The following is a 10,652-nucleotide window of genomic DNA, read 5'->3' as shown; positions in this document are numbered from 1 at the left end:
GCTGCCCGCCAATGGCATGGCGGCGGGCCATGGCCTGAGCCGCCGCGTGCATCAGGTGCTGGAGGCCGCCCCTGCCGATCTGCTGCGCCGCTCGCGGTTCAGAGTGGCGGGGCTGGGCGGCATTGCCACGCTGGCCGTGGCCGCCTCGCTGGTCAGCTTTGCCCATGCCGCTCAGACCTCCGCGCAAACGCCTGAAGCCCCGCAGCCCAAAACCACGCGCATCGTCCATCCTGACGGCACGGTGGAAACCCGCAGCCGCGTCGCCAATGGCGACACCACCATCGACGTGCTGGGCCGCGATGGCCACCAGACCCATATCCGCCTGTCCGCCAATAATGGTCATCGCGTCTCGGTGGTCAGCCAGAGCGCGAATAACGGCAGTTATGTTGAAACGCCCGTGCCGCCCGCACCTCCGGCACCGCCTGCTGCTCCGGCCCCCTATGCCGCGCCGATGCCTCCTGCGCCGCCCGCTCCCCCTGCTCCCCCCTATGTCGGCAGCCGCGAGGAAGGCCCGCTGTCCCGCGCCGATGTCGACCGCATCCGCGCCGATGCGATGCGCCAGGCGGCTCAGACCCGGGCCGAAGGCCTCGCTGCGGCTGCCGAGGGTCGCGCCCAGGCCGCCGCCGCAAGAATCGAGGCTCAGACCATGGCGCTGCAAGCCCGGCAGGAGGCGTTTGTTCAGGCCGAGCAGGCCCGCCGTGAAGCCGATCAGAGCCGGCGCGAGGCTCTGGCGCAAGCCGCTCAGGCGCGACATGAGGCTTTGGCCGAGGCGGCGCAAGCCCGCCGCGAAGCCCAGGCCGCGCGCCGTGCCGCGATGGAAAACGACTGACACCTTGATGTGACCCTTTGACGGTCGAGGCGGACACGGCGGCCCGCCACCTGTCTCGATACGTCGGCCCGTCCGGTCTCACCTCCCGGACGGGCCCCCGACAGACCTGCTTTTAAATCGATTGCCCCACCTGTTTTCCGCAGCAGTTGCGCTGACGGGGTGTTTTGTCTTGCCTTCGTAGCACACGTCGATCAAAGGGCGCGAAATTGGATAATTTCTTTACGAATCAAGTTGTTTTTACATCAGTGTAAGTAACGGATAAATCATTTCAGATTATGGAGATGGATTATGTCTTACAAAATGAACTTCCTTACCCGCTCAATTCTGATTTCCGGCCTGATGATGGCGGCAGCGACCCCCGCCATGGCGCAGGATCTGAACCGGGACGCCGATCTGGCCCCCCGCATGGAAATCAATCTCTCCGGTGTGGATGTCACCACTGCCGAGGGTGAGGCTCTGGCCCGTCACAAGATCAGCGGCGCGGTGCGCGGCGTCTGCGCTGGCGTGCCCGACCATGACAGCTTCAAGCTCCAGTCGACGGCCTGCATGCATGTTGCGCGCGCTGAGGCCAACCGCCAGCTTGCCGCGCTGCGTGAAACCCAGCTGGCCCGCCGGGCGCAGACCGGCAAGACTGTCGATTATGCGATGAAAACCCGCTGATCGATCCCGGAAGATGCGGCGGCCGATTCCAGGCCGCCGCGCTTTCGTTCAGACCGCCCTGCAACGCCTCATCGTCATCACAGGGCGGGTTTGAAGCAGGCGCTCAGGCGAACACCGCCCGCGCGATCCTGAAGTGATAGACGCCCGAGCCGACATCAAGGACAAGCCGGTCCCCCTGCGCCACAGGCTTGAACTCCGCCCGCCCGGCGACAGGGCGGGCGCTTTCGCTTACCTGCGCGGCCCCGCGCGCAGGCAGATGCAGCGTGCAGCGCGTGTTGGCGGGCACCGTGAGGTCCAGCGTGAAACTGCCGTCGCTGCCCCGCTTCCAGTCGGTGACGATCAGGCCCGAGCGGCTCTGGTAACGCGCCCCGCCCGAGGGCATGCGCGGATCATAGACCGGATCGAAGCGGAAGCGCGCAAAGCCCGGTTCGACCGGATCGATCCCCGCAATCCGGCGAAACATGAAACCAGCCACCGCGCCCAGCGCATAATGATTGTAGGAGTTCATCGAGAGATCGCCGGCGTCGCCGTTCCAGCGCTCCCAGATGGTGGTGGCGTGCTTGTCGATCATATAGCCCCATGAGGGGTAGGCGGTGCGCAGCAGCAGATCATGAACCAGCGCGCCATGCCCCGCATCAGCCAGCACATCGAGGCTGTAGGGCGTGCCTAGGAAGCCGGTGGAGAGCAGCGTGCCGCGCCGCGCGATATCGGCCACCAGCAGATCGGCGGCGGGCTTGCGCAGGGCTTGCGGCAGCAGGTTGAAATTCAGGGCAAGAATATACCCTGTCTGCGATCCATTGCCGACATGGCCATCGGCCTGAACATAGGCTCTGACAAAGGCCTGCATGATCGCTCCGGACAGGCCGCGATAGCGCTCCGCCGCTTCGGCCCGGCCGGTGGCCTGCGCCATATCGGCCATGGCATCGGCGCTGGCTTTCCAGAAGGCGGTGCCGATCAGATCCTTGGGTGTGGTGGGATCGCCCGGCTGCTTGGCGTCCAGCGCCAGCCAGTCGCCGAAATCATTGCCGCGACCATTCGTCCACAACAGGTCCGGATTGGCGGTGTGGAGCGAGGCGAGAAAGCGCTCCATCGCCTCCCAGTGTTCGTCGATCACGCTGGTGTCGCCATAGCGACGCCAGCTGGTCCATGGCAGAAAGACCCCGGCATCGGCCCAGCCCGGCGAGGAACCGGTGGGGGTGAAATGCTCCAGATCATTGTTGGGAGCGATATCCGGGAAGGAGCCGTCGCTGCGCTGGGCATCGCGCACGTCGCGCATGAATTTGCGGGTGAAGGCGGCGGCGTCCATGTTAAAGCAGGCGGCATCCCAGAAGACATGCGCATCGCCCATCCAGCCAAGTCTTTCATCGCGCTGGGGGCAATCGGTGGGGATGCCCATGAAGTTCGAGCGCTGGCTCCACAAGCCGTTCTGCCACATGCGCTGGGGCACATATTGCGGCAGCGACAAAGTGCCGGTTTCGGGCAGGCTGGAGTGGATCACGATCCCCTCGACATCGCCGGGGCCAAGCGGCGCGGCAAGGCCATCGATCTGCACATAGCGGAAGCCGTGATAGGTGAAATGCGGTTCGAAAGTCTCGCCGGCAGGATCGCCGCGCATGGTCCAGCTGTCGGTCGCGCGGGCCGAGCGCAGATTGGACTGGTCGACATCGCCATCGGGGCGCAGCAATTCGGCGAAGCGCAGGGTGATGTTGCGCCCGGTTTCGCCTTTGGTCTTCAGCTTCACCCAGCCCGCGAAATTCTGCCCGAAGTCCACAACAACCGAGCCGGTCCCGCGCGGGGTCAGCACCTTGGGCCGCAAGCTCAGCGATGAGGCGATGGGCTGAAGCGCGGACCCGATCAGCGCAACCTGCGGCGTTTCGACAGGCTGCGCGCTTTCCCAGCGCTGATCGGCGTGGAAGGCGGTGGCGGACCAGCCTGGCTGATCGAGGCGGCCGTCCACCACCTCGCCATCATAGAGATCGCAGGAAAGGATGGAGGAGGGGCTGACCGACCAGCCCTGATCGGAGGCGATGACCTCTGTGCCGCCATCGGTGTAGGCGATTTCCAGTTGGGCGCGCAGCCGCAGTGGCGCTCCACCAAAGCCATAGCGTCCGGCGGGAGCCATATAGCTGCCATACCAGCCATCGCCGACCATCGCGCCCAGCACATTGGCGCCGGGTTTCACCAGACCGGTGACATCATAGGCGCGGTAGAGGACATGCTTGCTGAAATCGGTCCATTCCGGGGCCAGCAGCGCATCGCCCACCTTCTGCCCGTTCAGCCAGGGCACATAGGCCCCCATCGCCGCCACATAGAGCCGCGCCGAACGGATGGCGCGCGCCGCCGTAAAGGGATGGCGCAGCAGGAAAGCGCCATTGCCGGGGAATGGGGCCGCGCCTTCGTCAGGGATGGCGGGGGACCAGTGGCTGGTATCGGCAGCAGGTTTTCCCCAGTCATCAGGCTTGCCTGCCGCGGTGCGCAGCTGGGCGCCGGTGATATGCAGCACCTTGCCGGAGGCCAGCGTCGCGCGGATCAGCAATGCGACATGGGGCGCCGGAGCATTCGCTGCGGCATTGGCATCGGCTTTGAGGGTAAGCCCCAGATGATGGCCCCCGGCCTGCACCTGCCGCAGGTTGCGGTCGGTCTGGGGCGGGCCGAAGCGCATGGCGTCCTGCCGGACCGCAAGCGGGGCTTCATCCAGCATGGCCTCGGAGGGGCGGTTGGCGCAGCTGTAGATGATGAGCTGCGCGGCTTCGGGCAGGTCGAAAGACAGGCGGAAGCTGCGGGCATCCTTGTTGGTGCCGTCAGCGGCGCGCATCCAGCGCAGCCCGGCGAGACGGTCATCGCGCAGGGTGGCGGTTTCGGCGGCGATCCAGCCGCCCTGCCAGTCCTGAGGCGAGAGCAGGCCCATCTCCCAGCTGGCCAGCGGGCTGGTGGCGCTATGGTCCTGATCGTCCCAAACGGTGACCGCCCAGAAGCAGCGCGCGCGTGAGGGCAGCGCCGCACCGCCATAGGGAATGTCAAGGCTCTGGCGGCTTTCGATCTTACCGCTGTCCCACAGGTCGAACCGGGCGGCGCGGGCACGTTCCGGAGTGCTGGCCACGCCGATGCGATAGGCCTTTTGCGCCATGCCGCGCCGGTCGGCGCGCAGGGTCCATGACAGGCGCACCTTCTGACTGTGGAGCGCGCGCGGCTCGGTCAGGCAATCGGCCTGCAGGTTCTCGACCACCAGCGGGACAGGCGCGGCAGCCGCTTTGAGGGCGGGCGCGGCGATGGCGCTCGCCCCGGTCAGAGCCATGAAACCGCGTCTGGATGTGTCGATGGACAAGAACCGTCTCCCCAATGCCTGTGTGCCGCGAGCTGTATGGCGCAGGCCGGGGAGCAATTCCTGCACGTTTTTAACAGGATGCGCGTTGGCGAGAGGGAGGCTCGCAAAACGCAAAAAGCCGGCGCGCGAAGGCGCCGGCTCCTGATGCCCTGTCAACTATGATGCCGGCTTTTACCAGCAGGCGTGCCAGCGGCACCATTCGCGATGGCGGGCCCATTCATAGCGGCGTTCCTGCTCACGCCGCCATTGCCATTCGCGGCGGGCGCGCCAATCGCCATAATAGGGCGGCGGAGGCGGCGGCGGCGGGCCATCCCAACCCGGACCGCGATCCCAGCCCGGCGGGGGCGGAGGCGGCGGCCCCCACTCCTGAGCGCTCGCCGTGGAAGCCGTCGCCAAAGAACCGGCCAATGTTGCCGTCAGCAATACCGCCTTGATCCAAACACGCATGTCACACCCTCCTTACAAGTGTGAAGCCTTGTTAGATCCGGCTGGTTGAACGGCGTGTGGCGGAGCCGATGTCTACCGTTCAGCTTGATTGTTTCAGCGCAACCTTGATGCCCAGCGCGGCAAAGCCCGCCACCAGCCCCCAGAACGCCGCGCCCAGCCCATAAAGCGACAGGCCGGAGGCGGTGACCAGCAGGGTGACGATTGCCGGATCGCGGTCCTCTTGACGGGCCATGGCGCCGTCGAGCGCGCCGATCAGCGCCGGGATCAGGGCCAGGCCGGTCAGCGCCGAGATCACGCTATGGGGCAGCGCCATAAAGAAGCGCACCAGAATGGGCGAAAACAGCGCCAGCAGCAGATAGCATCCGGCATAGAGCATCCCCACGCTCCAGCGGCGGTCCTTGTCGGGATGGGCATCGGGGTTGGTGCAGATGGCCGCGGTGATGGCGGCCAGATTGACGCCATGCACGCCAAAGGGCGCGCCGATCAGCGAGGCCAGCCCCGTGATCGAGAGCAGCGGCCCCGGTTTGGGCTGGTAGCCCGCCGAGCGCAGCACCAGCAGCCCGGGCAGATTCTGCGAGACCAGCGTCACCAGAAACAGTGGCACGCCGATGCCGATGATGGTGCTGAGCTGGAAGCTGGGGAGGGTGGGGCTCAGGACACCCAGCGTGGCTCCGGCGGGCAGGGCCTTCACATCGCCGCGCAGCAGGCAAAGCGCCGCGCCCGTGCCCAGCGCCAGCAGCAAAGCATAGAGCGGCAGGCGCTGGCGGGCGGCCAGAAAAACGATCAGGATCAGCCCGACCAGCAGCGGATCGGCCCCGGCCACCTTGAACAGCCCAAGGCAGAAGGGCAGCAAAATGCCCGCCAGCATGGCCGAGGCGATGGCGCCGGGGATCTTTTCAGCCAGTCGCCCCAGCGCGGGAATGGCGCCCAGCAGGATCATCAGCACGGCGGCGCAAACAAAGGCGCCGACCGCTGTCGCCCATTGCGTGCCAGCTGCCGTGGCTGCCAGCAGCGCGGCTCCGGGCGTGGACCATGCCAGCACCACCGGAATGCGATAGCGCCATGACAAGGCGCCGCCGCCAAGGGCGATGCCCAGACACAGGGCCGTGACGGCGGAGGCGGTCTGCAGCACCGATGCGCCCATGGCGCTCATGGCCTGAACGATCAGCGCGATGGTGCCGCCAAAGCCGATCAGCGCGGCGATCAGGGCGGAGGACCATGCGGAAAGCGGGGGAAGAAAACGGATCATCATCCATGCCTAGACCAGCCTGGCCCTTTGCGCCAAGTGGTGGATTGTGCATGATGAATTTCACCGGAGAGGAGACAGCGGCATGACATGGCGGCCCATGCGGGAGGCGGATATGGACGCGGTCACCGCGATTTCCGATGACGTCCACGGCGATTACACCGAACCACGCGCGGTCTATGACGAGCGGCGCGCGTTGTTTCCGTCAGGCTGTTTTGTGTTCGAGCGCGGGCAGGGCGTGGAGGGCTATCTCATCACCCATCCATGGCGCCATGGCGGCCCACCGCCGCTGGGCGCGTTGATGGGGCCGCTGCCGCAGGGGGCGGATTGCCTCTATCTCCACGATCTGGCCTTGCTGCCCAGCGCCCGCGGCTCGGGGGCGGGGGCCAGGGCAGCCGCTATGGTGCTGGCCATCGCGGCAGAGCATGACTTGCGCGATATCTATCTGCTGGCGGTCAACGGAGCCGAGACCTTCTGGACATCGCGCGGCTACGCCTCCGTTACGGACAAGGCGCTGATCGCCTATTTGCGCAAGATTTATGGCGATGTGGTCTATATGCATCAAAGGGTTGAGGCCGCTTCTTAAAGCAGCGGCCCAGCCAGTCGGAACAGGTTTTCCAGAAAGCGGCGGTGGCCCGGGCGATGTGCCCAGCTCTCCTTGTCGAGCGGGGTGGCGTGCTTGAGATAGCCATCGATGATGGTGTCCAGCTGTGTGCTGACCTGCGCCTCATAAAGGATCAGGCTCATCTCCAGATTGAGGTAGAAGCTGCGCATATCCATATTGACCGTGCCGAACAGCGTGATGCTTTCATCGATCAGCATGGCTTTGGCGTGCAGCAGCCCGCCGCTGAAGCACTGGATCTCCACCCCGGCGTCAAGCAGATCGTCGAAGCAGGACTGGCTGGCGAATTGCGCCATCCGGCTGTCGCCCTTCCGCGGCACGATGATCTGCACCTTGACGCCGCGTTTCGCCGCCGATGTCAGCGCCAGCAGCACCGCCTGATCGGGCACGAAATAGGGGGTGACGATCCGCACCCGATCCCGCGCGTTGAAGATCGCGGCGACGATAAATTCATAGATCGTGGATTTGGGCATCTCCGGGCCGGAAGGCAGCAGTTGCATCCGCAGCCTTTCATCGGGCAGCGGCGGCCTTGCGGTATCGAAGGAGGGCAGGGTGCGCAGGGCTTCGTCATCGATATCGGCGCCCGGCTTGTCGAGCAGATGGTCGGTGTTGAAGACGCAGGCGAAGGCATCGACCATCTCGCCCTCGATCCGCATCATCAGGTCGATCCATTCGCCGACATGGGCGTCGGCCTTGAAGAGATGCGGATCGACAAGGTTGAAGCTGCCCATATAGGCCACCGTCCGGTCGCAGATCAGCTGCTTGCGATGATTGCGCAGATCGGTGCGCTTTGAAAAGGAGCGGATCGCCGCCACCGGCAAGGATGGCAGCACGCTGACCCCGGCCTCCTTCAGTCGCGCGGGCCATGGCGAGCGGAAAAAGCCCTTGCTGCCAAAATCATCGGCGAGGATCTTGCAATCGACCCCGCGCGCGGCGGCCCTCAACACGGACTCCAGCACGGCCGCCACGCGCCCGGCAGGGGCGATGATGTAGAATTCCAGACAGCAATCGCTTTGCGCGCGGTCGATATCGGCCACCATGCTGTCGAGGATCTGCCCGGCATCGGTCAGGATCGTCTGCCGATTGCGTGAGAGGATCGGAAAGCTGCTCTCCTGCGCGATGGAGGCCGACAGCGCCGGGAAAGGTTCCGGAATGGCATCAAGGCCAACGCTGTCAGTCCCGGCAATCGCATAGGCCTTCTCGTAGAAACGGCGAATGCGCTGGCCCAGTTCAAGCCGCCGCTCGCCAAGGCTGGGAGCGCCGAACAGCACATACAGCACCGGCCCGGCGATCGGCATGGCGATCAGCACCACGATCCAGGCCAGGGCGCTGTTCACCTGAAGCTTGCGATACAGCACGCGCAGCGACAGAACCGTCGCCACCACGATATGGATCAGCAGCGGATAGGACAGAGTCGGGAACGTCTGGAACAAGGGGGCTCCTTCGGGGCTTGATGGTGTCATACGCATGATGGAAGATGAAGTTTCGTGAAACTCCTCACATGGAACATTCAGGCGGGGATCGGCACGCGGCGTTACCGCGATTACCTGCTTCACGCCCATCGGCAGGTGATCCATACCGCTGCCAAGAACGCCGTTCTGGGCCAGATCGCGCGAGAGGTCACGCCCTTTGATGTGGTCTGCCTGCAGGAGGTCGATCTGGGCGGAAGGCGGGCGGGCTATCGTTCTCAGGTGGAGGCGATTGCTGAAGCCTCGGGCCATGCGCATAGCGCCGTGCAGCAGAACCGCGTTGTGCCGGGCGTGTCGCGCCACGGCAATGCGATTCTGAGCCGCTGGCCGCTGCGGCTGGTGGAGGATATAAAGCTGCCCGGGCGGCTTGCCGGACGCGGCTGCCTGATCGTGGATGTGGAAGGGCCCCCGGAATGGGCCACACCGCTGCGGGTGGCCTGCCTGCACCTCAGCCTTGGCGCGGCGGATCAGATGGCGCAGCTGGAGGTCATCCGCGCCACACTGGAGCAGGCCCCCAACTGGGTGGCCATGGGCGATTTCAACTGCGGCGCGGACAGCAGGCCGCTGACGGGATTTTGCAGGCGGGCGGGCGCCGGGCTGGCGCAGGTCTCGCCGCGCACTTATCCCTCATGGCGGCCAAGGCGGGATTTCGACCATATTCTGGGCAGCCAGGGCCTGAAGCTCGGCGATTATCGCGCCGAGCCTCTGGCTCTGTCGGATCATCTGCCTGTTGCGGCCAGCCTTTTCGCTGGCTGACAGGCCCTATTGCGGCGTTTCGGGCGCCGGGCAGATGGTGAAGGGGCCGGGCTTCTTGCCCTCCTTCTTGTCATTGACCATCTCCTCGATCACGAATTCGAACAGGCCGGCCATGTTCTGCGCGGGCATGGGCTGGATCAGCGGCAAGACGCGCCCGATGGCCGCGCAGGTCTTGGGCTTCATCGGCTTGCCCCCGATCGCCGCGGTGACGAAAGCACGCAACGCGGTCGGATCGTCACTGGCGAGGAAACCGGACAGCACAGCCTTGGCCGGGTCATCGCCGTTGCCCAACAGCTTGGTCAGCGCGGCGCGGGTGGCGGGCCACGCCGCATCGGAAGCAGGCTGATACTGCTTTTGCAGGGCCTCTGCGGTGGCCGCGAAACCCGTTTCGGGCGGCAGCACCTTGCGGCACATGCCATCGACGGCCTGCACGGCGGTCGGCAGAGCGAAGATCACCACATTCTGCGCTTCGGCCCGTGTAAGGCAGGGCGGCGCGGCGCTTTGCGCCAGAGCCTGCGCCGGCAGCGCCAGAAGCAATCCAGCCAGAAGACATGAGCGTAGGTGCATGATCAACTCCAGTTCGACTGGAGCGCTCATGGCATAGTCGGCGCGCTGACTAAAGATAAAGCTTGCGGCCCAAGAACTTCTGCACAGCTTTTACTATCACGCTGCTTTGGTTCACCCTTCCAGCCGCCGGATGGCCAGGGCCGCGCTGACCAGCAGGGCTCCGCGCGAAAGGAAGCTGATCCCCACCAGCACCGTCAGCATGAACAGGCTGGAAGCGGGCCCGGCCAGCAGCAGAAACAGCCCCAGCACCACATCGATCCCGCCCGAGAGCAGCCGCGACTTGCGATGCGCCCGCAGCCGCCAGGCAGCCATCACATGGAACAGCCCCGAGACCAGCAACCATGCCCCGATCACCCAGATCAGCGAGATGGCCCCGCTCAGCGGTTCATCGAAGATGGTGAAACCGGCGATCAGGGCCAAGGCTCCCAGCAGCAGTTCCGACCAGCGCGGGCCGCCTTCCAGAAACCACAGCGCAATGGCTATGGCCACCACGCCATAAAGCGTCAGCCCGATGGCCAGCATGATCCCGGTGGCCACGCCTGTCGCCAGCGGATTGAACAGCGCCAGCACGCCCACGGCCATCACCAGCAGCCCATAGGCCAGCAGCCAGCCCCAGCCGAGCGAGGCGCGCAAATGGGGACGATAGGTGTGGATCATCGGCAGGCCCTTTGCTTTTGGCATGGATAGTCATGCTAACAGGGCTGAGCCGCGCAGGTTCCGCCGACGGACCT

The 10,652-nt window shown here is 65.5% G+C and carries 10 protein-coding genes; 4 read left to right on the top strand and 6 right to left on the bottom strand.

The window, feature by feature from the left end:
- Together SR3_RS31775 and SR3_RS07075 are read left to right on the top strand one after the other, a co-directional pair.
- Positions 1-829 (top strand): hypothetical protein (locus SR3_RS31775; protein ID WP_218018771.1); only part of this gene is annotated, 829 nt, incomplete at its 5' end.
- A gap of 288 nt (positions 830-1,117) precedes the next feature.
- Positions 1,118-1,489: a UrcA family protein gene (locus SR3_RS07075; RefSeq protein ID WP_068082860.1), complete on the top strand. Its 372-nt coding sequence runs from the start codon at positions 1,118-1,120 to the stop codon at positions 1,487-1,489.
- Positions 1,490-1,592: 103 nt separating this feature from the next.
- Here the strand turns inward: SR3_RS07075 and SR3_RS07070 are convergent, their stop codons facing one another.
- The 3 genes from SR3_RS07070 to SR3_RS07060 form a co-directional block, all read right to left on the bottom strand.
- On the bottom strand, positions 1,593-4,814 hold the full coding sequence (locus tag SR3_RS07070) for an alpha-L-rhamnosidase (RefSeq protein ID WP_245653811.1): 3,222 nt from the start codon (positions 4,812-4,814) through the stop codon (positions 1,593-1,595).
- A 171-nt stretch (positions 4,815-4,985) separates the two neighbouring features.
- Positions 4,986-5,261: a hypothetical protein gene (locus tag SR3_RS07065; RefSeq protein WP_068082854.1), complete on the bottom strand. Its 276-nt coding sequence runs from the start codon at positions 5,259-5,261 to the stop codon at positions 4,986-4,988.
- 79 nt (positions 5,262-5,340) lie between these two features.
- The gene (locus tag SR3_RS07060) at positions 5,341-6,510 is read right to left on the bottom strand and encodes a benzoate/H(+) symporter BenE family transporter (protein WP_068082851.1); all 1,170 of its coding nucleotides are present in this window, start codon (positions 6,508-6,510) and stop codon (positions 5,341-5,343) included.
- Positions 6,511-6,592: 82 nt separating this feature from the next.
- Between SR3_RS07060 and SR3_RS07055 the strand changes: the two genes are divergently transcribed.
- Positions 6,593-7,093 (top strand): GNAT family N-acetyltransferase, encoded by a 501-nt coding sequence (locus tag SR3_RS07055; RefSeq protein ID WP_068082848.1) that lies wholly within the window; start codon positions 6,593-6,595, stop codon positions 7,091-7,093.
- On the opposite strand, the gene cls is transcribed toward SR3_RS07055, so the two are convergent.
- Positions 7,090-8,562: a cardiolipin synthase gene (gene cls, locus SR3_RS07050; RefSeq protein WP_245653810.1), complete on the bottom strand. Its 1,473-nt coding sequence runs from the start codon at positions 8,560-8,562 to the stop codon at positions 7,090-7,092. The genes SR3_RS07055 and cls overlap by 4 nt on opposite strands.
- 54 nt (positions 8,563-8,616) lie before the next feature.
- On the opposite strand from cls, the gene SR3_RS07045 reads away from it, so the two are divergent.
- Positions 8,617-9,354 (top strand): endonuclease/exonuclease/phosphatase family protein, encoded by a 738-nt coding sequence (locus SR3_RS07045; protein ID WP_068082842.1) that lies wholly within the window; start codon positions 8,617-8,619, stop codon positions 9,352-9,354.
- A 6-nt stretch (positions 9,355-9,360) separates the two neighbouring features.
- On the opposite strand, the gene SR3_RS07040 is transcribed toward SR3_RS07045, so the two are convergent.
- Both SR3_RS07040 and SR3_RS07035 read right to left on the bottom strand, forming a co-directional pair.
- Entirely contained in the window at positions 9,361-9,921 is a 561-nt protein-coding gene (locus SR3_RS07040; protein ID WP_157098686.1) for a hypothetical protein, read from the bottom strand.
- A gap of 111 nt (positions 9,922-10,032) precedes the next feature.
- Complete coding sequence (locus SR3_RS07035; protein WP_245653809.1) at positions 10,033-10,602, bottom strand: HdeD family acid-resistance protein; 570 nt, start codon at positions 10,600-10,602, stop codon at positions 10,033-10,035.
- Between the last annotated feature and the right edge of the window lie 50 nt (positions 10,603-10,652).

This window comes from Novosphingobium rosa NBRC 15208 (assembly GCF_001598555.1).
Classification (GTDB): domain Bacteria; phylum Pseudomonadota; class Alphaproteobacteria; order Sphingomonadales; family Sphingomonadaceae; genus Novosphingobium; species Novosphingobium rosa.
Note: the sequence above shows the minus strand (reverse complement) of the source record. Positions and strands in the feature narration are given on the sequence as shown.